This is a genomic window from Streptomyces sp. NRRL B-24085 (assembly GCF_001282115.1).
GTDB lineage: Bacteria > Actinomycetota > Actinomycetes > Streptomycetales > Streptomycetaceae > Streptomyces.
On record NZ_LJBR01000607.1, the window covers coordinates 1 to 2,154 of the forward strand.

Genomic DNA, 2,154 nt, shown 5'->3' on the forward strand with positions numbered 1-2,154 from the left:
GGCTCACTCCCCGCCCAGCCGTCTCCCGGTGTTCCGGTGTCCAGGGGAACAGTCGTCGTTCCCCCCACACCAGCGCCCCGTTGATGACCAGGCCCAGGGCGCCCGCCCACACCACGCCCGCCAGGACGTCCCGCGTGCCGTCCGTGGCCAGGCCCGCCTGGGCGATGAAGATGCCGAGACCCTCGCCGAAGCCGGAGAGGATCTCCGTGGCGACGGCGAGGATGAGGGCGACGGCGGCGGAGATGCGGATGCCGGCGGCGATGAAGGGGGCCGTGGCGGGGAGTTCGGCGCGCAGGAGGACCGTGAGACGGCCGAACCCGAAGGCGCGCAGGGTGTCCTTGGCGAGGGGGTCGGTCTCGCCCAGGCCGTAGACGGTGTTGAAGAGGATCGGCCACACCGAGGCGTAGGTGATCAGCGCGACCTCGGTCTCGGTGCCGGAGCCGAGGAGCAGGGAGACGAGAGGGATCAGGGCGACGGACGGCAGGGGCCGCAACAACTCCACGATCGCCCGCGCCGCCGCGTCGACGAGCGGCACGCTGCCCAGCAGCAGCCCGAGGGGTACGGCGATCGCGCTGGCGAGAACGAGCCCCAGCGCCCAGGCCCGCAGGGTGACGCCGATCCCGTCGAGGAAGACGGAGTCACCCGCCAACTCGACGGCACGGGCCACGACTTCGGAAGCGGGCGGCAGATAGCTGCGGCGCACCAGGCCGGCCCGGCTCACCGCCTCGCACACGCCGAACGCGAGCAGGATGCCGAGCAGGCCGAGCCACACCTCCTGACGATCCCTCAGTCGTGTTCCCAGGCGTATCACTTCACGTCCAGCCCTTCACGAACCGCATCGACGCACGCCCCCCATCGACACCCACCCCTCACTCCACCAGCAGCGTCGACGGATCCACCGGCTTCTTCAGCATCTTCCGCTTCTCCATCAGCGCCGTGAGCCGGGCGATCTGCTGTGCGTCCACGGTCGCCGGATACACCGGCAGGTCGATCTTCTCCGCCTGCTCCTTGGTGACCTTGGTGTACGTCGGCAGCACCTCGCGCACCAGGGACGGATCGGCGTCGGCGAGCTTCACGGCCGCCTTCAGGGCCCGTTGGAAGCGGGCGAGCGCGTCGGCGTTCCTCCCGGCGAACTTCTCCGTGGTGATGTACCCGCTGAGCGGGATCGACTCGACGGGCGCGGACGCCGCGTCCACCAGCACCCTGGCTCCCGACTCGTCCTGGATGGAACTGTCGTAGGGCTCCACGACGTGCACGGCGTCGACCTGGCCCTTGTCCAGCGCGGCGCCCATCTGCGGGAAGGGGATCTGGCGGTAGACGGGACGGCCGACACCCTGTTTCGCCAGGATCTCGTCGAAGGTCAGCGACTGGACGTTGTTGAGGACGTTGACGGCGACTTTCCGGCCCGCGAGATCGGCGACGGTCTTGATGTCGGAGTCCTTCGGCACCAGCACGTCCATCATGCGCGGCGCGGCCCTGATGGCCTCGGCGACGATGCGGATGTCGAGGGTGCCCTGGTCCTGGGCCTGGAAGTAGGTGACGTAGTTCGCGCTCGCGACCATGTCGATCTGTCCCTTGGACAGGGCGGGCAGCGCCTGGAGGCTCTGCTGGATCTGCTGGACGCGCACGTCGAGGCCCTCCTTCTCGAAGAGGCCGCGCTCCTGCGCGATGTAGAGCATGGCGCAGTCGCTCAGGGGCAGCGCGGCCACCCTGACCGTCGTGCGCCCGCCGCCCGAGGACGACGAGCCTCCGTCCCCGCCGCAGCCCGCGAGCACCAGCACGAGGACGGCCGCGGCGGCCGCCGCCTTCCCGCTTCCCGAACGCCGAGGTCGTAACGCCGCTCCCACCGTCATCCGGGCATGATGGCCGACCGGTTGGCATGATCACTACATCAAGGTCAGCCGAATCGTCGCTCCTCGGGAAAAGGCGAAGGGACTCCGTCCGCGGCGAGCAGGCGGTGATCCGCGGCGCGCCCCCGCGCCGGTGAGCTGCCGCGTTCCTCGCACACCCGCCCGGGGAAGCGGATCCACACCGCCGGGCGGTCCGCACGGGCGGTCGTACGGCCGTCTCGCAGCCCCGCGTACGAGCATCCGCCCCGCCGTCGGCGCCGTCGACGTGGCCGAATCCCAGCCCTCTTCCACCTGACCCCTGACC

General features: G+C 70.6%; 2 protein-coding genes. Both read right to left on the reverse strand.

Translation table 11 applies throughout. The features are described 5' to 3' along the window. Window positions 1-772, reverse strand: a 772-nt coding sequence (locus AOJ26_RS40190; RefSeq protein WP_234358801.1) for an ABC transporter permease, incomplete at its 3' end; no start/stop codon positions are given. Between the two features lie 97 nt (window positions 773-869). Next, complete coding sequence (locus AOJ26_RS40195) at window positions 870-1,853, reverse strand: ABC transporter substrate-binding protein (RefSeq protein ID WP_053853276.1); 984 nt, start codon at window positions 1,851-1,853, stop codon at window positions 870-872. Window positions 1,854-2,154 lie beyond the last annotated feature (301 nt).